The sequence below is a fragment of the Arthrobacter sp. JSM 101049 genome, from assembly GCF_041679245.1.
Lineage (GTDB): Bacteria > Actinomycetota > Actinomycetes > Actinomycetales > Micrococcaceae > Arthrobacter_H.
In genome coordinates, this window is record NZ_JBGFFC010000001.1 from 695,377 (window position 1) to 721,770 (window position 26,394).

22 protein-coding genes and 2 pseudogenes are annotated in these 26,394 nt (G+C 65.5%); 18 read left to right on the forward strand and 6 right to left on the reverse strand.

The genetic code is table 11. From position 1 onward, the window contains the following. Window positions 1–30 precede the first annotated feature (30 nt). The 3 genes and pseudogenes from AB8M85_RS03285 to AB8M85_RS03295 form a co-directional block, all read right to left on the reverse strand. Window positions 31–1,608, reverse strand: a complete 1,578-nt coding sequence (locus AB8M85_RS03285) for an amidase (RefSeq protein ID WP_372697327.1) — start codon at window positions 1,606–1,608, stop codon at window positions 31–33. Next, the gene (locus AB8M85_RS03290; protein WP_372697709.1) at window positions 1,601–2,146 is read right to left on the reverse strand and encodes a GntR family transcriptional regulator; all 546 of its coding nucleotides are present in this window, start codon (window positions 2,144–2,146) and stop codon (window positions 1,601–1,603) included. Before AB8M85_RS03290 ends, AB8M85_RS03285 begins: the two co-directional genes overlap by 8 nt. Before the next feature lie 24 nt (window positions 2,147–2,170). Beyond that, window positions 2,171–2,248, reverse strand: a pseudogene (locus tag AB8M85_RS03295) (hypothetical protein); the annotation flags it as partial. Between AB8M85_RS03295 and AB8M85_RS03300 the strand changes: the two are divergent. The 8 genes from AB8M85_RS03300 (at window position 2,226) to AB8M85_RS03335 (ending at window position 12,438) form a co-directional block, all read left to right on the forward strand. Next, window positions 2,226–3,962 carry a Na+/H+ antiporter NhaC family protein gene (locus AB8M85_RS03300; RefSeq protein ID WP_372697328.1) on the forward strand — a complete coding sequence of 579 codons (1,737 nt, stop codon included), beginning with the start codon at window positions 2,226–2,228 and terminating at the stop codon, window positions 3,960–3,962. The pseudogene AB8M85_RS03295 and the gene AB8M85_RS03300 overlap by 23 nt on opposite strands. 80 nt (window positions 3,963–4,042) lie before the next feature. Next, window positions 4,043–5,266, forward strand: a complete 1,224-nt coding sequence (locus tag AB8M85_RS03305) for a DegT/DnrJ/EryC1/StrS family aminotransferase (RefSeq protein WP_372697329.1) — start codon at window positions 4,043–4,045, stop codon at window positions 5,264–5,266. 57 nt (window positions 5,267–5,323) lie between these two features. Beyond that, window positions 5,324–6,631: a histidinol dehydrogenase gene (gene hisD, locus AB8M85_RS03310; RefSeq protein WP_372697330.1), complete on the forward strand. Its 1,308-nt coding sequence runs from the start codon at window positions 5,324–5,326 to the stop codon at window positions 6,629–6,631. An 87-nt stretch (window positions 6,632–6,718) separates the two neighbouring features. Beyond that, on the forward strand, window positions 6,719–7,717 hold the full coding sequence (locus tag AB8M85_RS03315; protein WP_372697331.1) for a D-cysteine desulfhydrase: 999 nt from the start codon (window positions 6,719–6,721) through the stop codon (window positions 7,715–7,717). A gap of 3 nt (window positions 7,718–7,720) precedes the next feature. Beyond that, the gene (locus AB8M85_RS03320; RefSeq protein WP_372697333.1) at window positions 7,721–8,467 is read left to right on the forward strand and encodes an aspartate/glutamate racemase family protein; all 747 of its coding nucleotides are present in this window, start codon (window positions 7,721–7,723) and stop codon (window positions 8,465–8,467) included. After that, on the forward strand, window positions 8,464–9,375 hold the full coding sequence (pdxS, locus tag AB8M85_RS03325) for a pyridoxal 5'-phosphate synthase lyase subunit PdxS (protein WP_372697334.1): 912 nt from the start codon (window positions 8,464–8,466) through the stop codon (window positions 9,373–9,375). The genes AB8M85_RS03320 and pdxS overlap by 4 nt, the downstream gene beginning before the upstream one ends. 199 nt (window positions 9,376–9,574) lie before the next feature. Further along, window positions 9,575–10,651, forward strand: coding sequence for a YeiH family protein (locus tag AB8M85_RS03330; protein ID WP_372697336.1), 1,077 nt, complete (start codon window positions 9,575–9,577; stop codon window positions 10,649–10,651). A 1,007-nt stretch (window positions 10,652–11,658) separates the two neighbouring features. Next, window positions 11,659–12,438, forward strand: a complete 780-nt coding sequence (locus AB8M85_RS03335) for an N-carbamoylsarcosine amidohydrolase (protein ID WP_372697337.1) — start codon at window positions 11,659–11,661, stop codon at window positions 12,436–12,438. A gap of 706 nt (window positions 12,439–13,144) precedes the next feature. Here the strand turns inward: AB8M85_RS03335 and AB8M85_RS03340 are convergent. Beyond that, on the reverse strand, window positions 13,145–14,005 hold the full coding sequence (locus tag AB8M85_RS03340; protein ID WP_372697338.1) for an IclR family transcriptional regulator: 861 nt from the start codon (window positions 14,003–14,005) through the stop codon (window positions 13,145–13,147). A 269-nt stretch (window positions 14,006–14,274) separates the two neighbouring features. Between AB8M85_RS03340 and AB8M85_RS03345 the strand changes: the two genes are divergently transcribed. Further along, complete coding sequence (locus tag AB8M85_RS03345; RefSeq protein ID WP_372697339.1) at window positions 14,275–15,714, forward strand: MFS transporter; 1,440 nt, start codon at window positions 14,275–14,277, stop codon at window positions 15,712–15,714. Between the two features lie 170 nt (window positions 15,715–15,884). Here AB8M85_RS03345 and AB8M85_RS03350 read toward each other — a convergent pair whose 3' ends face one another. After that, window positions 15,885–16,448 carry a recombinase family protein gene (locus AB8M85_RS03350; RefSeq protein WP_372697340.1) on the reverse strand — a complete coding sequence of 188 codons (564 nt, stop codon included), beginning with the start codon at window positions 16,446–16,448 and terminating at the stop codon, window positions 15,885–15,887. A 328-nt stretch (window positions 16,449–16,776) separates the two neighbouring features. On the opposite strand from AB8M85_RS03350, the gene AB8M85_RS03355 reads away from it, so the two are divergent. Beyond that, on the forward strand, window positions 16,777–18,132 hold the full coding sequence (locus AB8M85_RS03355; RefSeq protein ID WP_372697341.1) for a rhodanese-like domain-containing protein: 1,356 nt from the start codon (window positions 16,777–16,779) through the stop codon (window positions 18,130–18,132). A 732-nt stretch (window positions 18,133–18,864) separates the two neighbouring features. Then, on the forward strand, window positions 18,865–20,268 hold the full coding sequence (locus tag AB8M85_RS03360) for a rhodanese-like domain-containing protein (protein WP_372697342.1): 1,404 nt from the start codon (window positions 18,865–18,867) through the stop codon (window positions 20,266–20,268). A gap of 294 nt (window positions 20,269–20,562) precedes the next feature. Here AB8M85_RS03360 and AB8M85_RS03365 read toward each other — a convergent pair whose 3' ends face one another. Beyond that, on the reverse strand, window positions 20,563–20,820 hold the full coding sequence (locus AB8M85_RS03365) for a metal-sensitive transcriptional regulator (protein ID WP_372697343.1): 258 nt from the start codon (window positions 20,818–20,820) through the stop codon (window positions 20,563–20,565). Between the two features lie 122 nt (window positions 20,821–20,942). Here AB8M85_RS03365 and AB8M85_RS03370 point away from each other — a divergent pair, with 122 nt between their 5' ends. From AB8M85_RS03370 to AB8M85_RS03400, 7 genes and pseudogenes are all read left to right on the forward strand, one after another. After that, a complete protein-coding gene (locus AB8M85_RS03370; protein WP_372697344.1) occupies window positions 20,943–21,533 on the forward strand; it encodes a rhodanese-like domain-containing protein in 591 nt (196 codons plus the stop codon). A gap of 130 nt (window positions 21,534–21,663) precedes the next feature. Continuing rightward, window positions 21,664–21,960 carry a rhodanese-like domain-containing protein gene (locus AB8M85_RS03375; protein ID WP_372697345.1) on the forward strand — a complete coding sequence of 99 codons (297 nt, stop codon included), beginning with the start codon at window positions 21,664–21,666 and terminating at the stop codon, window positions 21,958–21,960. Window positions 21,961–22,021: 61 nt separating this feature from the next. After that, a complete protein-coding gene (locus AB8M85_RS03380) occupies window positions 22,022–22,912 on the forward strand; it encodes a sulfite exporter TauE/SafE family protein (protein ID WP_372697346.1) in 891 nt (296 codons plus the stop codon). A 31-nt stretch (window positions 22,913–22,943) separates the two neighbouring features. After that, complete coding sequence (trxA, locus tag AB8M85_RS03385) at window positions 22,944–23,315, forward strand: thioredoxin (RefSeq protein ID WP_372697347.1); 372 nt, start codon at window positions 22,944–22,946, stop codon at window positions 23,313–23,315. A gap of 45 nt (window positions 23,316–23,360) precedes the next feature. Then, window positions 23,361–23,888: pseudogene (locus AB8M85_RS03390) on the forward strand (MFS transporter); the annotation flags it as partial. Between the two features lie 229 nt (window positions 23,889–24,117). After that, window positions 24,118–24,528 (forward strand): DUF302 domain-containing protein, encoded by a 411-nt coding sequence (locus tag AB8M85_RS03395; RefSeq protein WP_372697348.1) that lies wholly within the window; start codon window positions 24,118–24,120, stop codon window positions 24,526–24,528. A 257-nt stretch (window positions 24,529–24,785) separates the two neighbouring features. Next, the gene (locus tag AB8M85_RS03400; RefSeq protein ID WP_372697349.1) at window positions 24,786–26,336 is read left to right on the forward strand and encodes an N-6 DNA methylase; all 1,551 of its coding nucleotides are present in this window, start codon (window positions 24,786–24,788) and stop codon (window positions 26,334–26,336) included. The last annotated feature ends 58 nt before the right edge of the window (window positions 26,337–26,394 follow it).

Consider the following 26,394-nt stretch of genomic DNA (forward strand, 5'->3'; position numbering starts at 1 on the left):
CGAAGACCCAATCCACGACTCCGAATGACGTCAACTCGAGCTCCAGTGCACTCGGAGGTCGGGAGCAGCTGGTGCATCGTTGGAGATTTGTTCTTCTAACTGGAGCGCTATTGACAGAAGCTCGGAGTCGGCTCCCCGCCGGCCAATGAACTGAATGCCGATTCCGGCCCCACCGCGGTCCGTCGCTATCGGCAAGCTGAGGGCCGGGTGCCCGGTGAGGTTGAAGGGAAGTGCCATCCGGTTCATGGCTGCACGCACCGGGACCCCGGTGGCGGGAACGACATCGTCAATTTCCCCGACGCCTGGGGCCGTGATTGGCAAAGTCGGAGTCGCCAGGACGTCCACGCCCTCAAGGGCGGAGTCAACGCCGCGGCCCAGGTTTTCGCGCAGCTCCTGGGCATAGATGTAATCGGCTGCGGAGATGAACATTCCGGCCTCCAGCCTGAGCCGCACATCTTCCGGGATTTGGGAGGCGCGCCCGGACAACAGTTTCCTGAAGGTACCGAAAGCCTCGGCACCTAAGGTGCACAACATGATGGAGGGGCCGTCATCAAGCTGGGGAATGGTGACGGGAACGACCTCGGCACCCCATTTGTCCAAGTGCCCAATAGAGCGCTCGAACGCCTTCCGTACCTGTGGGTCGAGAAGTTGGTCAATATATCCCCAGGGGATGCCAATCCTGGGCCGTCGCGGAGACGGTGCGGCCTGCCTACGGGTAGTTGCGGCGTCCCTTCCGCTACGACGGGTTGCGTCTGAAATGACATCCAGGATGATTCTGGCGTCGTTCACGCTTCGGGCGAGGGGTCCGATATGGTCCAGTGTGCGGGCCAGTGGGTGGCAGCCATCGGATGGCACTGACCCATAGGTGGGTTTCACCCCGACAACGCCGCACAGCGCGGCCGGCATGCGGATTGATCCGGCGGTGTCGGTTCCAATGGCCACGTCAGCCAGGCCAGCGGCAACCGCTGCCGCCGAGCCTCCGCTGGAACCTCCGGCAACCAGCCGCGGGTTCAGGGGGTTGCCCACGGCGCCAAAGTCGCTGCTGGTGCTGAACGGGCCGTAAGCCAGGGCGTGCAGGTTGGCCGCTCCGATGATGATGGCACCGGCTGCGCGCAGGCGGGCGACGGCTGTGGCCTCGGCCCCGGCCTGCATGTGGAAGGCCTTGGTTCCGCCCGATGAAGCCCACCCGTCGATGCGCATGATGTCTTTGACAGCCACGAGGGCGCCGGTGAGCGGCCCGGGATCTTCGCCCCGGGCAAGGCGGCGGTCCAGTTCACGCGCCGCCTCGCGGGATTCCTGGGCGAAAACGTGGGTGAAGGCGTTCAGCCCGGCGTTTGCGGCTATGGCCTCCAGGTGGCGTTCCACCCGGTCGCTGATGAATTCGCCACCGGCTCGGTCCCAGTTATGGCGGGATGGCGGCAATTCGGCCGGGAGACCGTGCATGGTCGCAGCGTTCAGACCTTGAGGGACGCCGTCGGTGATGGCGGTGCGCACGCGTTGTACGGATTGGCGGTCCGCATCGAGCCGGTCTTGCCACAAGGATGTTCGGCCGGTCCCGTCGATGCCGAAGCCCTCGGCGATGTCCATCAGCGTCCGGTTCTCATCCACGTTGTTCACTCCAGGCCTCGGAGGCCATCAGGCCATCACGGGTGGCATGTTCCGGGCGTCCCCCGCTTTGGAGCAGCTTGGCCAACGCCTTGCCGGCCGTGCGGACATGCAACCTGACAGCGCGTTCGGCTCCGCGGTCATCGCCGTCGCGCACTGCTGCGACGATGGCAGCGTGCTCGCGCAGTGACGCTTCGGGTCGGCCGGGGGCCTGGGCTGAGATGTTGTTGCCGATGCGCATCTGCCCGAAGAGGTTGTCCGCCACGCCGGCGAGCCGTCGGTTCCCCGATTCGGACCAGATGAGCTGGTGGAACTGGACATCCAGCTCGCCATAGGCAGCAAGATCGCCCTCAGCGACGGCGGCCCGCTGTTCCTCCAGCAACGCGTCCATCTGGTCCGCGAGTTCTGTTCGCCGGGCCGATTGGGCCGCCCGCCGCGATGCGATGCCTTCCAGCGCCTCGCGCAGTTCATAGATTTCCATGAAGTCCTCGAGACTGAGCTGGGGGACAAAGAATCCCCGGTGGTCACGGGCTTCAAGCATCCCCTGGCGCTCCAGAGCAGATAGGGCAGTGCGGATCGGGGTGGGGGAAAGTTCCAATTGCTCGGCAAGGGGCCTGACGGTGACCCGTTCTCCGGGGCTCAACGCTCCGGAGAGGATCAGGCGACGGATCTCGCTGTGGGCAAAGCTGACCAGCCCACTGCCCCGGATTGCACCCCGCACCGGTTCCGAAGAGGTATGTAATTCCGTCACGTTCATGCTATTCAAGCTAGCACCCTTGCGGCCTTCGGTGAGGTGTGTCACGCTGGTTTTCAATCAAAAATCAAAAATCAATCATCGAATGCGTTGGATAGGACCCGTTATGCGCAGACGTTCGGAAAACTCGCCGGCACCGCATCATCGTGGCGGCACCTCTGCTGAATTTGGACCGGAGACCACGATGGAACAGCCTCCACCGATCGACGCGAAACCGCGTATCAGGATGTTCGGTGGCCCGGCCATGGCCCTTGTCCCTGCACTGGTTCTGGTCGGTGTCCTGGTCTGGCTCTCCGCGACCGAGCGGGCCAGTCTCTCCAGCTTCTGGGTCGGGGGCTGGGCCGCCCTGGTGGTCGGCCTCCTCCTCACCCGCACGCCCAGGGCTTTCGCGGAATCAGTAATCCGTGGACTCTCGGACAATACCGGGGCGGTGATCATCACTGCCTACATATTCGCCGGCGTCTTCGGCAGTCTGCTCTCCGGCGGCGGTCTCGTGAACGGGCTTCTTTGGCTCGGTATCAATGCCGGACTGCAAGGAGCCCTGTTCACGGTCCTGGCCTTCCTGCTCTCATGTGTTTTCTCAGCCGGCACCGGAAGCAGCGTTGGTGCTGCACTGGCTCTGATCCCCGTGCTCTACCCCACTGGTGTCGCCTTAGGCGCGGATCCCACGATGTTGGCGGTCGGCATCCTGGCCGGCGGTGCCTTTGGTGACAATATTGCCCCCATCTCGGATACCACCATCAGCTCGGCATACACGGCAAAAGCGACCATGGCCGATGTCGTTCGCTCGCGCCTCCCCCTTTCACTCATTTCCGCGGGCGTGACCGTCGTCGTCCTCGCCATCTTCGGTGGCGGTGGCGACGCAGCGGCCAACCAGATCGCTGTCGAGGCCAACCCCCTGGGCCTGTTCATGCTCATCCCCTTCGCGGTGGTCATCTTCTTGGCGATGCGCCGGCACCACATCATCATCGCGCTGATGTGGGGCAGCCTGACCAGCATGGTGATCGGGGTGGCCATCGGGCTGCTGAAGTTCACCGACATCTTCTCCATCCCGGGGGAACGAGGCGAATCGACGGGTTTGATCCAGGATGGCATAGCCGACATCACAGGCGCCATCGTCCTGGTGCTGTTCATCCTCGCCCTCGCGCAGATACTCGCCGACAGCGGATTCATGGCCGGCATCCTCGTTCGCCTGGAGTCCCACGCCGCCCGTGGCGTCAAGAGCGCCGAACTGGCCATCGCCGGGATCACCCTTCTCTTCACCGTCCCGCTCGGGGCCAACGCTCCAGCCATCCTGCTGGTGGGACCGACCATCGGGCGGCCCCTGGGATTGCGGCACAACCTGGCACCGGCCCGCATCGCCAACCTCATGGACTGTGCGGCGAACACGGTGTTCTACATGCTTCCGTGGCACAACGCGGTGATCATCTGGTACGCAACCATCCTGGCAACAGCGACGCAGTACAAGCTGCCCGTCGTCTCGATCGGTTCGGCGGCCCTGAACCCGTATGCGTGGGTTCTGATCATCGTCCTGTTCATCTCCATCATGACCGGCTGGAACCGGCGATACGCCACCGCCGCCGATGAAGTCCCCAATATCTAGGACAGAAGACCTTCCCGGCAAGGCGCGCCACGCCAAGGCCAACGAGATGACGAGACAAGAGAAGGAGGCAGAGCCAGACCATGGACGACACCGACACGGTCCCACACTTCGACCTGGACCTGACGCAGCCGGACCCGATTCCCGCGTCCGGGATTGCCCGGGCCGTCGAGCTCATGGAAAGCGGCAGGTTGTTCCGCTACGGCGAAACGGCACCCGGGACGCTCGGAGATGCAGCACAGCTCGAACAGCGTTTCGCGCAGATGTTGGGCCGCAAATATGCGATTGCCGTCAATTCCTGCGGCGCGGCACTGTTCCTGGCCCTTCGTTCCAGCGGGGTCCGCGCTGGGGACCAGGTCCTGGTGAACGGGTACACCCTCGCCCCGGTACCAGGAGCCATCGACCACGCGGGGGCGACCCCTGTGCTGGTCGAGGTCACCGAGAACTGCACCATCGACACCACCGACCTCGAACGTCGCGCCTCCGAATCCGGGGCCAAGGCCCTGTTGCTCTCGCATATGCGCGGGCACGTTTCCAACATGGACGAGGTGGTGCGCGTCTGCAACAGATACGGCATTACCCTCATTGAGGACTGTGCCCACACGCTCGGTGCCTCGTGGGATGGCCGGGCATCAGGCACCTTCGGGACCGCCGCCTGCTTCAGCCTCCAGACCTTCAAGCACATCAACGCCGGGGAAGGCGGAATCATCGTCACCGACGACGATGAACTGGCCGTCCGCGCAATCCTGAATTCCGGAAGCTACATGCTCTACGGCCAACACGCCGCCCGGCCCTCCGAGGAGGCCTTCGAACCCCTGCGCGGGAAAGTCCCCAACTACAGCCTCCGACTCTCGGCCACGGCGGCAGCAGTTGCGCTGCCGCAGCTGGACCTGCTCGAAGAACGCGGCAAACGGATGAACGCCTCCTACCAGCTCCTCGAAACACTCCTCAAGGATGTCGAAGGCCTCCGGATCATGCAGCGTGACCCTCGCGAGGGCTACATCGGCAGCTCGTTCCAGTTCTGCCTGCCGGAGATGGAAGCCGCGGACATCGGGAACTTCCTGGCAACATGCCTCGAGCACGGCCTAGGCATCAAATGGTTTGGCCAGGAACGCATGGAGGGATTCACCAGCAGACCTTCCCAGTGGGAATACGTCGATGAGCGGATGCTGCTATCCCAGACCGAGGCGCTGCTCTCCACATTGTGCGACATGCGCATCCCTCCGGCCATGACCGAGCACCACTGCCACCAAGCTGCGCACATCATCACCCACGCCATCCAAAGCGTCCGCAGCGCCACTGGTTGACACGGACCGTCCACACCCACGGCAGCGCAAAAACCACCATCTTGAAAGGCCCTCCTCATGACCACCGAATACCTCAAGCGTGGGCAGACAGCTTCACTGCCTGACCTGACCGAGACCACGGCAACGGTCCAGAAGATGCTCGAACGCCTCGAATCCGAAGGGGAATCGGCCACCCGGGACTTCTCCCGCCAACTCGATTCCTGGGACCCGGAGAGCTTCGTCGTCAGCGAAAGCGATATCGCGGCCGCTGCGAAGTCCCTGCCGGAAACCGTCAAGGACGACATCCAGTTCGCCCACCACCAGGTCCGCACCTTCGCCGAACGCCAGCGCGACTCGCTGCTGGAATTCGAGTTCGAATCCCACCCCGGCTTGGTGGTCGGGCAGCGCCAGATCCCCGTCGCTGCCGCCGGATGCTACGTCCCGGGCGGGCGCTTCGCCCACCTGGCATCAGCGGCCATGAGTGTGGCCACGGCCAAGGCTGCCGGCGTCCAGCACGTGACCGCGTGCTCCCCTCCCCGAGGCGATGCGGGCATCCACCCCGCGGCGCTCTACGGCATCTCCCTGGCCGGGGCAGATACCATCCTGAGCCTGGGCGGGGTGCAGGGCATCGGGGCCATGGCCTTTGGACACTTCACCGGCAAACCGGTGAACATCCTGGCCGGACCCGGAAACCGGTTCGTCGCCGAAGCCAAGCGCCTGCTCTACGGCCGGGTCGGCATCGACGTCGTGGCCGGCCCCACCGAGTCCCTGGTCATCGCCGATGAAAGCGCAGATCCCTGGCTCGTCGCGGTGGACCTGATCAGCCAGGCCGAACACGGTACCGAATCCCAGACGATCCTGATCAGCACCTCCAAGCAGACAGCACAAGCGGTCCTCGACAATATCCCGCGGGCCTTGGGGCAGCTGCCCGCAGGTTCGGTTGCCGAAACCGCATGGGAGAACCTGGGAGAGGTCGCCGTCGTGGACAGCCGTGAAGCAGCCGCGGTCCTGGCCGATGAATACGCCAACGAACATGTCCAGGTCCACGCCCAGGACCTGGACTGGTGGCTCGCCAACCTGCACAACTACGGCTCACTGTTCCTGGGAGAAGAAACCACCGTCACCTACGGAGACAAGACCTCCGGCCCGAACCACATCCTTCCCACCCGGGGGGCAGCGAGCTACACCGGCGGACTCTGGGCAGGGAAGTTCATCAAGACCGTGACCTACCAGCGCATGACCCGTGCGGCCAACGAACGGATCGGTCGGGTCGCCGCACGCATTTCACGGGTAGAGGGCATGGAAGGCCACGCCCTTGCTGGCGATGCACGCATCGCCAAATACTTCCCCGACCAGCCACTGGACACACGCATCGACGCCCTCTGAACAACCCGTTCACCCCACGTCCACCAACAGCCCGCCAAGACCGAGCATGCCAACACAACAGGCATCGCGACCACGAAAGAGGAGAACATGAATCTCGCACGCATCCCCCGCCGCCGCTACACGGAAGGCCGAACCCCCATCGAGTTCCTGCCCAACTTGACCAGGGAACTTGGAGGTCCGCGCATCCACATCAAGCGCGATGACCTGCTGGGCCTGACCTCGGGGGGGAACAAGACACGCAAGCTCGAGTTCCTCATGGCCGATGCCCTCGCCCAGGGAGCGGACACGATCGTCACCACCGGGGCCGTCCAGTCCAACCACTGCCGCCTGACCCTCTCAGCTGCCGTGAAGGAAGGGCTGAAGTGCCGGCTGCTCATCGAGGAACGTGTGGAAGGCTCCTACAAGGAGGAAGCCAGCGGCAACAACCTGCTCTACCACCTGCTCGGCGCCGAATCCATCACCCCTGTCCCCGGGGGCACGGATCTGATGGCCGGCATGCAGGACATCGCCGAGCAGGTTCGCGCCGACGGCGGCACCCCATACATCGTTCCCGGCGGCGGCTCCAACGCCCTGGGCGCACTGGGCTACGTAGCCTGCGCCGAGGAGATCCTCTCCCAGGCCTTCGAGTCCGGGCTGCAAATCGACCACGTCGTGTGCTCCAGCGGATCCGGCGGCACCCACTCCGGACTCGTGGCAGGACTGCACGGCAACCAGTCCGGGATCCCCGTCACCGGCATCAGCGTCCGCGCAGCCAAGGAGCCCCAGGAAGCCAAGATCCTGGACCTGGCCAACCAGACCTCCCAGCTCGCCGGCGCCGAACTCGAGGTCCCATCGGACCACGTCACGGTCCGCGACGAATTCGTCGGCCCGGGATACTCCCTGCCCACCCGCGAGATGACCGATGCCATCCAGCTTTTCGCCCGCACCGAGGGTATCCTGCTGGACCCCGTCTACACCGGGAAGACCGCAGCGGGCCTGATTGGCATGATCCAGGAAGGTGCCTTCGACAAAGACAACGACGTGCTCTTCATCCACACCGGCGGCTCACCGGCCATCTACGCCTACCCCCAGGAAGTCCTGGGCTAGGCAATGACCAAGGCCATCACCGCATCCCGCCTGGTTGGAATTCTAGGCGGGATGGGGCCTGCCGCCACGGCGGACTTCTACACAAAACTCATCGAGCTGACCCCCGCCACCACCGATCAGGAACACCTAAGGGTGGTGATCTGGGCCGACCCGACAGTGCCCAGCCGCCAGGACGCCCTGCTCTCCGGAGGCACCGATCCGACCCCGTGGCTCAATGCAGGTGCAGACCAACTGCAACGCTGCGGAGCCGATATCCTCGTTGTCCCATGCAACACCGTGCACGGCTACCTCCCAGCGGTCATGAACGAACGCGAAGTGGAATTCATCAGCATCATCGAAACCACCATCGCCGCCATACCAGCGACCGGCACCGGCGAGCCCATCGGCCTGCTGGCCACCGACGGCGCACTCGCGTCCGGGATCTACCAGGACGCGCTCACAGCGGCGGGGTACCAGGTCGCGCTCCCCTCACCGGAGCAGCAGCAGACGCTGATGCGGTTGGTCCACGAAGTCAAAGCCGGACTTGAAGGCAGCGCCCTGCGCACTGATCTGGCGGTGGTAACCGACTCCCTCAGGACCCAGGGGGTACGGGTAGCCATCGCCGGGTGCACCGAACTATCCACACTGCTGGACGGACAAGCGGACACCAACGGCCTGCAAGTGATCGACCCCGCCGTCGAACTGGCCCGGGAAACCGTGTCAAGGGCACAAGCGCAAACAACTACCAGAAATGAAGGGCCGACCAGGTGAAGCAGACAACAGGGAACCAAACCGGGACCGCCACAGGCAGCTCCCGGGTGAAGCGCGGCATGGCCGAGATGCTCAAGGGAGGCGTCATCATGGACGTCGTCACCGCCGAGCAGGCCCGCATCGCAGAGGATTCCGGCGCCGTGGCCGTGATGGCCCTCGAGCGGGTCCCGGCCGACATCCGCGCCCAGGGCGGCGTTTCGCGCATGTCCGACCCCGACATGATCGACAGCATCGTCGAGGCCGTTTCCATCCCCGTGATGGCCAAGGCCCGCATCGGCCACTTCGTGGAGGCACGGGTGCTGCAGTCCCTCGGCGTCGACTACATCGACGAGTCCGAGGTCCTGACCCCTGCGGACTACGTGAACCACATCGACAAGTGGGATTTCACCGTCCCCTTCGTCTGCGGTGCCACCAACCTCGGCGAAGCCCTGCGCCGCATCAACGAGGGCGCGGCGATGATCCGCTCCAAGGGCGAGGCCGGCACCGGGGACGTCTCCAACGCCACCGGCCACATGCGCAAGATCCGCTCCGAGATCGCCCGCCTGTCCTCGCTGGCAGAGGACGAGCTGTACGTGGCGGCCAAGGAGCTGCAGGCCCCCTACGAGCTGGTCCGCGAGATCGCCCAGACCGGCAAGCTCCCGGTGGTGCTCTTCACCGCCGGCGGCATCGCCACCCCTGCCGATGCGGCCATGATGATGCAGCTCGGCGCCGACGGCGTGTTCGTCGGCTCGGGCATCTTCAAGTCCGGCAACCCGGCCCAGCGCGCCGCGGCCATCGTGAAGGCCACGACCTTCCACGACGCCCCGGACGTCATCGCCCAGGCCTCCCGGGGACTGGGCGAGGCCATGGTCGGCATAAGCGTCGACGAGCCCGCGCGCTCGATCCAGTTCGCCGAGCGCGGCTGGTAACAACACCGGCTCGCCGGCCACCGGCAGCACCCGCCAGGGCCCTTGGTCGCGCGAAGCCGCTTTCGATGTTAACCATCCAGTTCCCCGCCGGACCCCCGTTCCCCAACGCCTTGGGGAACGGGGTTCCGGCGGTCCCCAGGCGCCACCGCCAACCCGATTTGCCCCTACCGTGTCCGCCCACCAGGCAAGAGTGGATCCCATGAACCCCGCAGAAGCAACCCCCAACCCGCCCAAACCCGGCACGATCCGCCGCGGCCCGGCATCCACGAACGGCCCGGGGCCGAAGAAGCAGCGCAAGTGGGTGCCCGGCATCGCTGCGGCCGGTACAGCAGCACTGGCGGCGTGGGGCATCCACGTACTGGTTCCAGGCGTCCCCCTGCTCACGGCTGCCGTCGCACTCGGCATTCTCGTCGGCCAGCTTCCGGCCGCCCGTCAAGGGCTGTCGGGGAGCCTGAAGCCCGGGTTAAACGTGGCAGCCAAGAAGTTCATGCGACTGGGGGTGGTGCTGCTAGGCCTAAAACTGAGCCTGGTGGACATCGCCCACCTGGGGTGGATATCCATCATCACCGTGATCGCGGTCCTGGCCATCACCTTCATCGTGACCATCTGGCTGGGACGCCTCTTCAAACTGCCCGGACACCAGCCGTTGCTAATCGCCACCGGATTCTCGATATGCGGGGCATCCGCGATCGGCGCGATGAGCCAAGTCGTCAAATCGAAGGATGAGGAAACCGCCACCCCCGTGGCCCTCGTCACCCTGTGCGGGACACTGGCAATCGCCGTCCTGCCCATTCTCTGGCACCCCCTAGGCTTCACGAACCTGGAGTTCGGCCACTGGGTAGGTGCCAGCGTGCACGACGTCGGGCAAGTAGTGGCCACTGCCCAGATTGCTGGTTCAGCGGCGTTGGCTGTCGCCGTTGTGGTCAAGCTGACCCGTGTGCTCATGCTCGCACCCATGGTGGCCATCACCTCGGTCGTCGTGCGGCAGCGCGAGGGAACACCGGCCGCTGGCACAAAACATCCGCCGATCGTGCCCCTCTTCGTCGCCGGATTCATCTCCATGATGCTCATCCGAACCTTCATCCCACTGCCCGAGCCCGTCATCGACGGCGCGGACGCAGCGCAGACGGCCTTGCTGGCCATGGCGCTCTTCGGGCTTGGCACGGCAGTGCGGTTGGGGCAGCTAGTACGCACCGGATGGCGCGCGCTGGTGGTCGCACTCCTGTCGTGGACATTGATCGCAGCACTCGGCTGGATCGCGGTTCAGATCGGCTGAAATTAAGGCGGCCATCTCTCCTCAGGGGCTTGGAACGCCCTTGCCGAAGGAATCGCCACAATCGGCAACAACTATCCTTCGCCCTGCGGTCATGTCCCATCCAGGCCGGAATCCTTGTATGCCACTTCTCGTAACCCATGGGATGCAAGATACCGGGACGAGATATTCCCGTAGCCCCAGAAAGATGCGGAACCCGTAGTCCTGCTACCGTGTCTCGCAAAGCGGTGACTGAACACATGCCACCAGCACACCATTGCGAGACACATGAAGACCCGTGGAACGGGCAATCCCACCGAATACGCGCAGGTCTCCACCCGGGCCAGGCCGGGGACCGGCACGGGGCCGGCCGGCTCCCCGTCGGCGTCCGTCCGCCGCGACGCCTTCCACGAGGGTGACACCCTGGTCGTCACCAATCTGGGTCGGCGCGGACGCGCCACCGCCCGTATGCCCACCCTCGCCGCACGGCTCAAGAACCGAGCACCACGCTCTTCACCATCACCGCGGCATCGGCCCAAACAGAGAAGTCCGCCAGCTCGGCGCCAGCGGGGGCCGGCCAACTCCAAGGCTCCGGACGGTCTCCACCCAGGGTCTTGGTGGTGCGCCCCCAGCCTCAGTGAGGCTTGTCTACGACGCCTGAATGTTGAACACCTCAGCCGTCGAGTGACCCGTTTTCGAGCGTCGTCGACTGAGGCTGTGGGACGGGATGCCCAACGCCTGGAAGAGCTCGGGCTCACTCCGGGCGCGCTTGTCGACAGTCAGCCGGCGGCAGATGGCGTCCGCTGGCTACGGAACCCCTAGGGCTTCCGCGCAACTACGGCCGCGAGCCGGCCCCTTGTGCCGGGCAGCCGGAGGGAGGCACTCGCCGATGCCCCGCCTGGCTGGCACTGCGCCGAAAAGACCGGATTCTGCGCATCTCTGGCGTTGGGGCGATCCGTGCATTACAGTACTTACTACAGCAACAAAGTTGCTTTGCCAGCAACACAGAAACCTCGAGAGTGGAGAGAACCATGACTCAAACGACAGAGACGTTCAACGACATCGAAGCTCGTCTTGCAGCAGTGCTGGAGGAGGCATTCGAAGCCGGAACCAGCATCTACAACGAGCGCGGCTTCAAGCGGCGGATCGGCTTCGGCAACCGCCCCGCCGTCATCCACATCGACCTGGCCAACGCCTGGACCCGCCCGGGCCACCCGTTCAGCTGCCCGGGCATGGAGGAAATCATCCCCAACGTGCAGCGCATCAACGAGGCCGCGCGCGCCAAGGGCGTCCCGGTCTTCTACACCACGAACGTCTACAACAACCGCGACGCCTCCTCCGGCACCAATGACATGGGCCTGTGGTACTCGAAGATCCCCACGGAAACCCTTCCGGCGGATTCCTACTGGGCGCAGATCGACGACCGCATCGCGCCTGCCGAGGGCGAGGTCGTGCTCCAGAAGAACCGCGCCTCGGCGTTCCCGGGCACGAACCTCGAGCTCTTCCTGACCTCCAACCGCATCGACACCCTCATCGTGACCGGCGCGACCGCTGCCGGGTGCGTGCGCCACACCGTCGAGGACGCCATCGCCAAGGGCTTCCGCCCGATCATCCCCCGCGAAACCATCGGCGACCGCGTCCCGGGCGTCGTGCAGTGGAACCTCTACGACATCGACAACAAGTTCGGCGACGTGGAGTCCACCGATACTGTGGTGGACTACCTGAACGGCCTCGGCCGGTTCGAAGACACGATCCCGAAGACCCTCTCGGACCCCCAGCCCGAGGTGGCAACCCCCGCGGACCCGGCCTAGACGGCACCGTACCCTCGAATTCACGCGGCCCGGCATGCCCGCCGCGGGACCACAGTCCGGCACCCGTCAGCGGGTGCCGGACTGTTGCATTTCCGCCGGGACATGGAAGTCCGGGCCCCGGGCCGGGTCGAGCTGCACATGGAGGCCCGCCCCTTCGCGAACCCCTGGCGCCGCTACCGGTGATCGACACAGAACCGAGGCCCGGATCCTCACCGAGGCAACCGGCGCGGACTCCCAGACCGGGCACTACACCTCACACGCCGGGCTAGCCCTGGTCACCTGGCACTCGGGCACCTCCACTCGCGGAGAGAAGTCCCCAAACGAGCCCTGTTCCTCTTGGTCCTCGGCTCCCTGCACTGCCCGCCATCAAGGGCTTGCCCCGACCTCAGACGCGCCGGGGCAGGAAGCACGATGAAGGCGGCAGACACCGCCCTGGCGGGACGACACCGCAACGCCCGGTCCGCGCTGAGCCGCGGCGGCACCACCCGCGAGGATCCCTGCAACTCTGCGCGCATGAACGAAAACACCGCCCCAAACGCGACGCTGCGCACCAAGCCCAGCCGGTACCCCGTCGCGCCGAAAAGCACCACCAACAAGGGCTCCAGAAATTTCCGTGGAACCCCTTGGCCCGGGGTCCCTGCCCCCGGCGATGGTGTGGATGGCAACGGAGAAGTAGCGCAGCGTCATCTGCCGGGCGGATCCGGTCCTAGCCAGCGACAGCGGTCGTGGGGGTCACCGGCGCCCCAAGGCGCTCTGACACCTGCGCGGCGGCCCCCTTGACGGCTTGGGCCAGTGCCTCCATGCTGTGTTGCTTGTATACCCGCGAACGGGGGGCGCTGACCGTGATGCACCCCACGACGACCCCCCGGTAGTCGCGCACCGGCGCGGAGACCCCGTATTCCTCATCCGTGGTGTATCCGTCATTGACCGAGTAGCCGGTTTCCCGCAGGTACTGCAGGTGCGCCGCCACTGGCTGCGGCGCACCACTGCCGGCCTCCATCGTGATGGTTCCATCCCCCAAGAGCCGCTGAACCGTGGCAGAGGGAAGCCCGGCCAGCAGTATGCGCACCGAGGAGCTTTCGTAACGTGGATAGTGCGTGCCGATGGTTGCGGTGTGCTTGACCTGGTGCGGGCTGGCGACCTGTTCGACGACAATCGCCTCCGTTCCGTTCCACACGGAGATCGCCGAGGTTTCCCGGGTGGCGGCGGTAAGGTCCTCCAGGTAGGGCAGGGCCGCACGCCGGACGTCCAGATCGGCCAGCAAAGGCCCGGAGAGCCTGATGACTCCCAGCCCGAGCCGGAAGCGACCCGTGTCCTCGTCCCGCTGGATATAGCCGGCCTCAGTGAGCCCGTTCAATATCCTCGAGACGGTGCTCTTGTGCAGGTTGACCCGGTTCGCGATCTCCGTGACCCCCAAAACAGGGGTCTCGATGGAGAACGCCTCCAACACCGCCAACCCGTTCAGCAGCGACGCGGCCACGCCCTGGGTGCCCTCCGAAGCTTGTTGGGTCTTGCCCACTACACGCACCTTCTTCCGCGGAAGTCCTCCGCCTTCGTCGACAGTCATATCCAACCATGCCTGCACCCCCGCAAACCGCCATCCGCCCCCCGGCTCCCGAGGCACTTGATGCGATCCGAAAACAATTCGCCTGACCTCTTGTGATGTTGCTCACCTCACAACTATAGTTCTTGCATAGCAACACCGAAATGTACATCCACACGCACCCGGGGACACATCACCGGGCATCCACCATCATTGACCCGGCATGGGCCCCAGCGGCTGTTCCACCTCTTTGCATGCAGGGTTCCACAGGTTCGCGACTCCAGGGAGCAGACATGCAACGCGAGCACGACGCAGATAAATCCACGCCAGCAAACTCCACGCCCGCCCCTTCCACGCCCGCAGGGACCACGGCGGTTTCCCGCGCCACCCTGCGCAAGGTCACCTTCGCCGCAGGGGCCGGCACCGTGGTCGAATGGTTCGACTTCGCCATCTACGGCTTCATGGCGCCAATCCTTGCCCGCACATTCTTCCCCGAAGGCGACCCCGTCGTTGCCCTGCTGCAGACCTTCGCGGTCTTCGCCGTCGCCTTCGCACTGCGCCCGGTCGGCGGGGCCTTCTTCGGCCGGCTCGGGGACAGGATCGGCCGCAAACGCGTACTGGCCCTCACCGTCTTGCTGATGTCCGGATCCACCCTGGCCATAGGCCTGATGCCCAACTACGCCACCATCGGCATCTGGTCAGCCGTGCTGCTGACCGCGGCGCGCAGCGTGCAGGGCTTCTCCGCCGGCGGCGAATACGCCGGCGCCGTCACCTACGTCATCGAACACGCCCCGCAGGGCGAACGCTCACGGCACTCCAGCTGGATGCCGGCAGCCACCTTCGGCTCCTTCGCCGCCGCCGCCCTCCTCTCCTACCTGCTCGCCGCAAACCTCAGCACGGAACACATGGATTCCTGGGGCTGGCGCATCCCTTTCCTGATCGCCGGGCCCCTGGGCATCATCGCGTTCTACATCCGCAAGCGGCTCGACGAGAGCCCGCTGTTCAAGGCAGTCGTCGAATCCAAAACCGCCGATCACGCACCCCTGTCGCACACGTTCCGTTCGCAGTGGCGGACCATGTCCCTGCTGGCCGGATACATCTCGCTGACTGCGCTGTCCTTCTACACCTTCTCCACCTACATGACCACGTTCCTGCGCGAAGTCGTCGGCCTGCCGTCGTCCCAGGTCCTGCTCTCCAACGTCCTCGCCCTGGTCTTCGCGGCCGCCCTGTGCCCGTTCATCGGCCGGATCTGCGACCGCATAGGACGCAAGCGCACCATGTACGCCTCGGTGATCCTACTCGGGGGACTGGCCATCCCGGCCTATCAGCTCGCAGCCGGCGGGGGGTTCGGATCCGCACTGGCAGCCCAGGCCATGCTGGCCGTGGGTGCCGTCACCGCCAACGTGGTGACCGCGGTCCTGTTGTGCGAGGTCTTCCCCACCGCCGTGCGCTACACCGCCTCCGCCATCACCTACAACGTCAGCTACGCGATATTCGGCGGGACCGCGCCCTTCGTGGCCACTTGGCTGATTGCGGCCACCGGCAACAAGGTGGCCCCGGCCATCTACCTGACCGTCATCGCCGCCGGCGCACTCATCGCAGCCCTGTTCCTACGCGAAACCAACCACCGGTCCTTCGCCGAGGAGGACGCCGCAGCGATCGGGGCAGGAAGCCCGGCATCCCCCAAGCCAAACACCGGGCGAACAACAGCAAACCGCACAACCTCGCCGTAAGAACCCCCCGCGGCCAGGCGCGCACCGTCGGGCCGAACGGCAGCAGACCAACACCAAGCGGGAGCCGGGAAAGCGCCGAACGTGCTTCCCAGGCCCCCGCAAACAAGGCCCACGCGAGCCGGTCAGCCCACCAGATGGCAGGAACGGGACGTCCACACCGGCGTCCCGTTCTACTCTGCCAACAGACCGAGGTACCGGTACACGGTGGCCCTGCTGATGCCAAGAAGTTTCCCGATCTCCGGCGGGGTGAGCCCCGCCGCACGGTACTGGCCAGCCTGCCGGACCTTTTCGCTTTCAGGCGTGACGCCGGGCCGGCCGCCCTTGCGGCCGCGGGCCGCCGCCGCCGCAAGACCCGCCCGCGTGCGTTCAGCCAGCTGGTCGCGCTCCAGCTGCGCGAAGGCGGACATGATCGTCAGCATCGCCTTGCCCATGGGCCCGGTGGTCGTGACCCCCTCCGTCAGCGAACGGAAATGGATGCCCCTGGATTCGAGCCCGCCCACGAGATCGAGCAGGTGCCGCGTGTTGCGCCCGAGCCTATCGAGCTTCCACACCACCAGCTCGTCCCCTTCCCTGGCATTCTCGAGCAGCTTGTCGAGCTGCGGGCGCCTGGCCTGCGTCCCGCTGACGCCATGGTCGGTGTAGACCCTGAGGCATCCCGCGCCCTCAAGGGCCGCGGTCTGCAGATCCGCGTTCTGCTCGATGGTGCTAACCCTCGCGTACCCAAGACTTGCCATCCGCGCTACCCCTTCTCAAAAACCCGTTCCATCCCATGCAGTTGAGACAATAGCGAATGAGACAATGTATTGAGACGCGGCACGCCGAACTCCCGAAGTCCAAGATCCCTGATTTGCCACGCGAACTGCAGCCGCCCGCGGCGGTCCCCAATCGACGTATACGGTGCCTCATCAAATGAACGTTTTTCGGGATTCTCTGACCGGTGTTTAGGGGCCCGGCCCCCCCCCCCCCCCCCCCGAAGGGATGCAGGCCGTTGGTCCTCGGACTATGCTCCTAGGCACTGGCATCGGGAAGCCTGTGGAAGGCATCAGCACTAGGAGCACCCCCATGAACATCATCACCATCGATACACCCCAGCTGGGCGATCGCAGCTACCTGGTACACGACGGCTCGAGCGCACTGGTGATCGACCCGCAACGCGATACGGACCGGCTCGAAGCCGCCGTGCGCGAGGCCGGGGTGCGCATCACCCACATCGCCGAGACACATATCCACAACGACTACCTCACGGGCGGCCTCAAGCTGGCCCGGGCCCACGGGGCGCAATACCTGGTCAACGCCGCGGACCCCTTGGACTACGAGCGAACACCCATCGCGGACGGCGAGGTCATCCACATCGGCAAGCTGACCATGCGGGCCCTGGCGACCCCGGGCCATACCCATACGCACCTGTCCTACATCGTCGGCCATGATGGCGAGGAGGCAGTCTTCTCCGGAGGAAGCCTGCTATACGGGTCCGTCGGGCGGACGGATCTGGTCAGCGACGAAGACACCGAGATGCTGACCCGGGAGCAATACGCATCGGCGCGTCGTCTCGTCGGAGAAGCCGCGCCCGACGCGCAGTTGTACCCGACCCACGGCTTCGGTTCCTTCTGCTCCAGCGGACCGGCCACAGGGGTGGACTCCTCCACGATCGCCGAACAGGAACGGCAGAACCACGCCCTGACAGACCCGGACGAGGACCACTTCGTCACCGCGCTGATTGCCAACCTCACCGCATACCCGGCCTACTACGCGCACATGAGCCCGTTGAACCTCCAAGGCCCCGGTTCGCCTGACCTGACCGTGCCCGAATCCGTCGACGCCAACGAAATCACCCGCCGTCTCGGCGAAGGTGGATGGGTCATCGACCTGCGCAACAGGGTCGCGTTCTCCGGCAACCACCTCAGTGGATCCGTCAGCTTCGAATACGGCGACGGCTCCAGCTTCACCGCCTACCTCGGATGGGTGCTGCCCTGGAACGAAAAGCTGACGCTGGTGGGAACACACGAGGAGGTGGAGAACGCCATCCGCGACCTGTCACGCATCGGCATCGATTCACCCGACGCGTCCATCGGCGACGGCCCCGGCGAATGGGCCCCCGACGCGGATACCTCCCAGTATCCACGCGTCGGTTGGGAAAAGGTGCCCCACGGCACTACCGGCGACGACATCATCTTCGACGTGCGGCGCTCGGACGAATTCGACAAGTCCCATATCAGGGGAGCCGTCAACATACCCGTCCACGAACTTTTGCCCCGCATGGCCGACGTCCCCCCGGGCAGGCTATGGGTGCACTGCGCCTCCGGGTACCGCTCCGGCATCGCCGCGAGCCTGCTGCAACGCGCCGGCAAAGACGTCGTGCACATCGATGCCATGTTCACCGACGCCGCAAGCGCCGGACTGCCGATCAGCGGGAATTAACCGCCCACAGCCCGCCCTGGCGTTCGCCAGCTACAGTCCGATCCGGGCCGTCCTACCTCGGTCCCACCGGGCCCGTGGCCGATGTGGGCCTCGCGCATCCCGGGTCCCCAGCCACCGGGACCTGCAGATCCGCGTTCGGCCCCGCGTAGCCGACCGGCGCGTGCCGTGCCTGGAATCCACTCCCCTGTTCCCAAAACGCGGCCGGTGTTTCCCAAAGCGGAAATGGTGGCCAGACGCGGTGCGCACGCTGGCCCGGCCAAGAAGTGTCCGCATGCCACAGAACCAGGCAATTGGTCCACAATGACGATCCCACCTTTGGCCGGGGCCCGAAAAAATCACTCGCGGTGGACACCACCCCGCGGGATCACAACCTAGTCCCGACTGAAAAGTCTGCCGAGCCATCCGGTGCCGGCGAACCGCTTTGCCTCCGGTGGGGTCGCGGAGGCACCGCACGTGCAACGGTTGGATTTCGGCACGTTGCGCATGACCTGCTCGACATGGTTGCCGCACCCGGCCCATGTCGTCTTGCCACATTTCCTGCATGTGACTGCTCGGCACATCTTTCGTCCCCATTCCTTTTGGCTCTTGCGGTACTGCCGCCTTCAAAATCCAGCATACCCCCACGGGTATACAGATTTTATCGGAGGTCCTTGCGGGATACCCCCCTAGGTATTATTGTTGATCAGGAACGGATACCCCCCGGGGTGTCGAAACGATCATCAAGGAGATCACATGCTGCTCGAACGGATCTATGACGAGGACCTGGCCCAGGCGAGCTACTTCATCGGCTGCCAGCGCAAGGGCGAGGCAATCGTGGTCGATGCCCGCCGTGACATCGCCCCCTACCTGGACCTGGCCGCGGCCAACGGGATGAAGATCGTCGCGGTGACCGAGACCCACATCCACGCGGACTACCTTTCCGGGACCCGCGAGCTGGCTGAGGCCACCGGAGCGGAGATGCATGTTTCCGGGGAAGGCGGGGAGGACTGGCAGTACGGCTTCGAGGCCAACCGGCTGCACGACGGTGGAACCCTGGCCATCGGCAACATCACGCTCAAGGCCATCCACACCCCCGGGCACACCCCGGAGCATCTTTCGTTCCTGGTGACCGATGGGGCCTTTGCCGACCAGCCCGGCTACCTGCTCTCCGGGGACTTCGTCTTCGCCGGGGACCTCGGCCGACCGGACCTGCTCGACGAGGCGGCCGGCGGCGTGGACACTCGCTTTGAGGGGGCCAAGCAGCTCTTTGCCAGCCTGCGCGACCGCTTCCTGGCGCTGCCGGACCTGGTCCAGGTCTTCCCGGCCCACGGATCGGGCAGCGCCTGCGGCAAGGCGCTCGGCGCACTGCCCTCCACCACCGTCGGCTACGAACGCCTCTACTCCTGGTGGGGTAAGTACCTGGAAGCAGGCGACGAGCAGGGATTCATCGACGAGCTGCTCGAGGGCCAGCCCGATGCCCACGCGTACTTTTCGCGGATGAAGCGCCAGAACCGCCAGGGCCCCGCCGTCATCGGCGAACGCGACGCCCTGCAGGAGCTGCCCAGCGCCCAGGTCGCTGGCGACATCGACGACGACACGGTCACCTTCGTCGACACGCGCCCGAACAACGAGGTCCACCCGGGCACCGTCGCACGGTCGGTGAACATCCCGGCCGGCACCAAGGTCGCCAGCTTCGGCGCGTGGGCCATCGACCCCGAAACGGATGACCGCCCGCTGGTGCTGCTCGCCAGGGACCAGGAGCAGGCCCAGCAGTTGTGGGACCACCTCATCCGGGTCGGGATCGACAAGGTCGCCGGCTATGTCACCGACCTGCAGGGCCTGCCCACCGCGGTCCCGCGGATCATCCAGCCCGAGGACCTCGAGGACTTCGACGCGGCACTGGTGCTGGACGTGCGCAACAAGACCGAGCACGCCGACGGACACATCCCCGGCTCCCGCCAGCTCAGCGCCGGCCGCGTGCTCTGGCACCAGGACGAGCTGCCCGGCGAGGGCACGATCGTGACCTACTGCCAAAGCGGTGTGCGCAACTCCGTGGCCGCCAGCGCGTTGCGCCGGGCAGGGCACGACGTCGTCGAACTCGACGGCAGCTACGCCGCCTGGGCCAACTGGAAGGCCTCGCAGCCAGCCAACGCATAACCCGCCCCGGCCGGCTATGACGGCCGGGCAGGAAGGAAAGGGACGCCCCGGCGATCTGCGGGGCGTCCCTTTGGTGCCTGCGGCACTTCGCAACCGAAGCACGCGCCCCCCATGCGACCCCCGCGGCCCGTCCCCCACGCTGCAGCGCCGAACACGCGGAAGCCGCGCGGTCCCCCGGCACGCGCCGGAACCCACGCACACGGATGCATCCCACCGGAGACGAAAAAAGGGCGCCCGCATGATGCAGGACGCCCTGTTGCGTGTCCGGGAACCGCCGAACCGGGAATGTGGCTTTTAGGCCAGGGACAGGAAGAGCTTTTCCAGGTCCTTCTTGTCCATCGAGTTGTCCTCGCTGGCCAGGCACTGCTCCAGCCCGGAGGCGATGATCGCGAAGCCGGCCTTGTCCAGCGCCTTGGAGACCGCGGAAAGCTGCGTCACGACATCCTTGCAGTCGCTCCCCCCCTCCAGCATGCGGGTGACCGCTGCCAGCTGGCCCTGGGCTCGTTTGAGACGGTTGACGACGGGCTTGAGTTCGGTGGTGTCGAGCTGCATGGCGGTTCTCCTCGGATGGTCTTGTTCCTGTCCGATTCTATACCCCCTAGGGTTTGTTGCATACCCCCAGGGGTATGTGGCAGACTCTTAAGGACGTATTCGTTCGACAGGAAGAGGTCCTCTTGGCATCCGCAACCCCCACCGTAACCGACCTAGACGCCGCGACCCTGCGCGGATGGATCGACCAGCACGAGGACCTGGTCGTCCTCGACGTCCGCTCCGCCGCGGAATTCGAGACCATGCACATCCGTGGCTCCTACAACGTGCCGCTGGCGCTGTTGTCCGAGCACGCCGACGAGCTCGCCGAGCGCCTGGGTAGCCGCGTGGTGCTGGTGTGCCAGTCCGGCGTCCGGGCCGAGCAGGCCCGCACGCGCCTCGACGGCGCTGGAATCGGCACCGCCCTGGTCCTGGCCGGCGGCGTTCCGGGCTTCGCCTCCGCCGGCGGCGACGTCGTCCGCGGCACCCAGCGCTGGGACCTCGAACGACAGGTGCGCCTGGCCGCCGGCTCCCTCGTGGTCGCCGGCCTCGTCGCCGGGAGGTTCGTCTCCCCGAAGCTGCGCCTGCTCGCCGGCGCCATCGGCACCGGGCTGACCTTCTCGGCCGCAACCAACACCTGCGCCATGGGCCAGGCACTATCCAAGATGCCCTGGAACAAGACCGCCGCCGAACCCACCGCCCGGACCGCAATCGACCAGCTGCCGGCCCGGAACTAGAACCCAGCCCGGGATCGTCCCCCTCCGGACGCCCACCGGGGCTGGCCCATGAACAGGGGCCGTGCGGCATCCCCCTGCCACACGGCCCCACGACCCCAAAAAAATACAAATGATCCGGAAGGAAAGACACATGAGCGAGATCGACATCCAGCAGGCCGCGGCCCGCCGGGACAGCGACCAGGTCCTCGACGTCCGCGAGGACTTCGAGGTCGCCGACGGCATGATCCCCGGCGCCCTCCACATCCCCATGGGGGACCTCAACGCCCGCCTGGGCGAGATCGACAAGGACCGCCCGGTCATCGTCGTGTGCCGCAGCGGGAACCGCAGCGCGCGCGTCGCCGACGCCCTGAACGCCGCCGGCTTCGCCGCGGACACCATGGCCGGGGGCATGAGCGCCTGGCAGCAAGCCGGCCTGTCCACCACCTAGGCATCCTGTCCCCAAGCCCCCCCCTGCTTCCCGCCTGCTCCCTTTCCTGACAAGGACCACCATGACCGTCACGCTCGCAGTGATCCTCCTGCTCTCGGTACTGATCGGGCTCTCGCTCGGCCTCCTGGGCGGCGGGGGGTCCATCCTCACCGTCCCGATCCTCACCTACGTCGCCGGGCTCGAACCACAACAGGCAATCACCATGTCCCTGTTCGTCGTCGGCGTGACCTCATTGGCCAGCGCGGGGAACCACGCCAGAAACGGCCGCGTGAAATGGAAGACCGGGCTCCTCTTCGGCTCCGCGGGCATGGCCGGGGCCTTCGCCGGAGGCACCGTGGGCAACCACATCCCCGGAACGGTCCTCATGGTCGCCTTCGCGGCCATGATGCTGGCCACCTCCGCGGCCATGATCCGGGGACGACGCGCAACCAGCGCGGCAGATCCAACCGTGGACATGCCAATGGCAAAAACCCTTCTGACCGGCGGGGCCGTCGGACTGCTGACCGGGCTCGTCGGCGCCGGCGGGGGGTTCCTGATCGTGCCCGCGCTCGTCCTGCTCGGCGGTCTGCCGATGGCCACGGCCGTTGCCACGTCGCTGCTGGTCATCGCGATGAACTCCATGGCAGGATTCGCCGGACACCTGACCGCCCTAAACCTGGATTGGCCCCTCACCCTCGGCGTGACCGCCGCCGCCATCATCGGCTCCCTCGCAGGAGCCCGCCTGGCCGGACGCATCCCCGAGTCGGCCCTTCGCCGGGGCTTCGGCTTCTTCGTCCTCGCCATGGGCGTCTTCGTGCTGATGCAGGAACTGCCCTCCCCAGCCAACCTCCTCGTCGGCATCACCGCCGCGGCACTCGCCGCAGCAGCAGCTCTGTGCTGGTTCGCCATCCCCGCCTGCCCACTACGCAAGACACCCCCGTCCCCCGCACCGGGAACGGCCGAAACGCCCTAACCCACCAACCACCGGACCAAAGGAGCACACCATGGCCACCGTCAACCTCACCGAACAGAACTTCGAGCAGACCCTGGAGAACAACGAGATCGTCCTCGTCGACTTCTGGGCCAACTGGTGCGGGCCCTGCCGCATGTTCGCCCCCACCTACGAAACCGCCTCAAAGCAGCACCCGGACATCCTCTTCGGCAAGGTCGACACCGAAGCAGAGCAGGGCCTCGCCGCCGCCGCCGCCATCACCTCCATCCCGACGCTGATGGCCTTCCGCGACGGCGTGCTGGTCTTCAGCCAGCCCGGCGCCCTGCGTACCGCCGACCTCGAGGCAGTCATCACCAGCGTCAAGGCACTGGACATGACCGAGGTACGGGCCAAACTCAAAGCACAACGAACCCAGCAGGCCTGACTCCCCGAACCGGTTAGCCGCGCCAGCGCCGTCTGGAGCCCCCTCATGAACACCACCACGGCACGCCTGCCGACACTGGGACTGCGCGCCAACGCCGCGCAGTTCGCCCCGCTGGTGGCCGTCAACGCCCTCGTCGGCGGCATGATCGGACAGCAGACGGTGCTGCCACTGCTCGCGAAGTCCGAGTTCGCACTCGCGGGCTACACGTTCGTCTTCGCGTACGTGGCCGCCTTCGGCCTCACCAAGGCTGCCTCGAACTGATTCGCCGGGACGCTCTCGGACCGCTACGGACGCAAGCCGGTCCTGCTGGCCGGCTGGCTGTTCGCCGTCCCGGTGCCGATCATGCTCATCCTCGCACCGGGCTGGGGCCAGGTGGTCGCCGCGAACGCCCTGCTCGGCATCAACCAGGGACTGGCCTGGTCCACGACGGTCGTGATGAAGATCGACCTCGTCGGCCCGGACCGCCGCGGACTGGCCATGGGCCTGAACGAAGCCACGGGCTACGGGGTTATCGCCGCAACGTCCCTGTTCGCCGGCTACCTCGCCGAACAGTACGACCTACGCCCGACGCCCACGGCGCCGCCGGCGCGCTTCTCGGAGGCCTGCTCGCCGACGCCTCCAGTCTGCGCGCGGCCGTCTGGGTCGCCGCCGCCCTCAGCGCGGCATCGGCTGTTGTTGTGGCACTGCGCATGTACGAAACACACACCGGACGCGACCCCGCGACCGCCGAATGGGTTCCACCACGCCACACAGAGCAGTAGCGTGGCGGACAACATCAACCCTGTACCCGAGGAGATCCGACATGGCCTATACCCACACCATTACCGTCCCCCTCGCCTGGGACGAAGCCGTCGAACGCACCCGCAGTGCCCTCGCCGAGCAGGGCTTCGGCGTCCTGACAGAGATCGATGTCAGGGCCACATTCACCCAAAAACTCGGTCAGGAGAACGGGGATGCGCTCGGTGACTACATCATCCTCGGTGCCTGCAACCCGCAACTCGCCCAACGCGGCATCACCGCCGAACCAGAACTGGGGGCCCTCCTTCCCTGCAACGTCGTCGTCCGCCGCGCCCCCGGGGCAACCGAAACCACCATCGAGTCCATCGACCCCCAGACCATGGTTCAGCTCAGCTCCACCGACGCCACACGCGACGTCGCCAACGACGCCGATGCCCGCCTCGAAGCCGCACTCGAAGACATCACCAGCAGGTGACCCCCCACGTGGGCGCACCAGCACCAAAAGAGCGTTCGATCCAGCGAACCATGCGCTGAAAATCTCATCAAACGAACGTTTAATGAGACAAGATTCGCGCACGTCAAGAACTTAATCCGTGTACCGGCAGACCTACTCGACTTCCAGGTCCCTGATGAACCTACGGACTACTGCCGCTGCGTCCATGTCTGCCTCCGTCACCCGCGACCCACCGTGAACCTGAGCGCTGCGTCCGCCTTCGCCGATATCCTCTACTTGTGAAAACTTATGATCTCGTCCGGGTGCGGGCCATGCTCTGGGCTGCCGCCGATGAGCTGCGAGCCAACTCGAAACTCACGCCGGGGCAATACCGCGACCCAGTGCTCGGGCTGGTTTTCCTCGCCTACGCCGAGAACCGATTCGAGACTGTTCGTGGCGAGGTCGAGGCCAAGGCCAGCGCTCGGAACCCTGCGGCGATCGCAGATTATAAGGCGAAGACCGTCCTCTATGTCCCCGATGAGGCACGACTGTCGACTCTTGTTGACCTGCCTGAAGGCGATGACGTCGGCAAGGCCACCGACGATGCAATCAAGGCTATCGAGAAGTTTAACCCCGAGCTCAAGGACATCCTGCCCCGCGGTTATCAGAAGCTGGAACGTTCGACCCTAATTGAGCTGCTGCGGCTATTTGCGCCGCTGCCCACCCAGCTCGAAGGCGACGCTTTCGGCTTCATCTACGAGGACTTCCTTTCCAATTTCGCAGCGCAGGAAGGCAAGGGCGGTGGAGAGTACTTCACGCCTTACTCCATCGTCCGCCTCATCGTCGAGATCCTGGAACCGTTCCAAGGTCGGGTCTTAGACCCGGCCTGCGGGTCGGGCGGCATGTTCGTCCAGTGCGCGAAGTTCGTCGAGCGGCACCACGCGTCCGCCAGCCGTCAGCTCTCGGTCTTCGGCGCTGAGAAGACTGAAGACACCGTCCCTCTGGCCAAGATGAACCTTGCGCTCCACGGGCTCTCGGGCGACATCCGCCAGGCCAACAGCTACTACGAGGATCCACATGGCGCGGTTGGTGCCTTCGATTACGTGATGGCGAACCCGCCGTTCAACGTCGACAAAATTAAGAAGGATCAGCTGGCTGGCGACAAGCGATTCCCGTTCGGCCTTCCGAAGGCCGACAACGGTAATTTCCTGTGGATTCAGCAGTTCTACTCGGCGCTCTCGCCGCAGGGCCGCGCGGGATTCGTCATGGCGAACTCCGCTGGCGATGCGGGTCACTCGGAAAAGGAGGTCCGCAAGCAGTTGATCGAGTCCGGCTCCGTCGACGTCATGGTCGCGATCAGCTCCAACTTTTTCTACACCGTCACGCTGCCGGTAACGCTGTGGTTCCTCGACAAAGCCAAAGTCGGCACACCGCGTGAAGCAAGCGTCTTGTTCCTCGACGCGCGAAATCTCTTCCGCCAGGTCGACCGTGCCCATCGTGATTTCACAGGCGAACAGATCGAGTTCCTGGCCAACATCGTACGGCTCTACCGTGGCGAGAACGTTGAGACCAAGGAGGGCAGCGGCGCACTTCTCAAGGAGAATTTTCCCGACGGCAACTACGTTGACGTGGGCGGTCTCTGCAAGGTTGCCACCCGCGACGAGATCGAGGCACAAGGCTGGAGCCTAAACCCCGGTCGATACACCGGAACAGCAGTGGTTGATGAGAGCCACGTTGACTTCATGGGCGACCTCGAGGCGCTGTATGAAGAATTCTCAATGTTGAGCGACGAAGCCGACCTCTTGCGTTCTAAAGTAAACGCAGCAGTCCAAGGGGTTCTCGACGTATGAGCGAATTGCGTAAGATGTCGATCGCTGACCTAGCAAGTCCGAACCCACATGCCCTAGC